Source organism: Pseudoalteromonas sp. GW168-MNA-CIBAN-0100 (assembly GCF_040309225.1).
GTDB classification, from domain to species: domain Bacteria; phylum Pseudomonadota; class Gammaproteobacteria; order Enterobacterales; family Alteromonadaceae; genus Pseudoalteromonas; species Pseudoalteromonas arctica.
Window position 1 is genome coordinate 1 of sequence record NZ_JBEOOL010000894.1, and the last position, 248, is coordinate 248.

Here is a 248-nt window from a genome sequence, read left to right on the forward strand (position 1 = left end):
GTAAGCCGGGGCCAACAGTAATGCTGCGTGCCGATATGGATGCACTGCCAGTAACCGAAAAAGCCGATGTGCCTTTTAAATCACTGGCAACTACCAAGTATAATGGGGTTGATGTTGGGGTTATGCATGCCTGTGGGCACGACACGCATGTGGCTATGCTAATGGGTGCAGCTGAAGTATTAGCCGCTGTAAAAAATGAATTACACGGCGATATTATGTTTGTGTTTCAGCCAGCAGAAGAAGGCGCG

Annotated in this window: 1 protein-coding gene; it reads left to right on the plus strand. The window is 48.8% G+C overall.

The genetic code is table 11. The features are described from left to right. Window positions 1-248 (plus strand): M20/M25/M40 family metallo-hydrolase (locus AAEY62_RS23885; protein ID WP_350636948.1); only part of this gene is annotated, 248 nt, incomplete at both ends.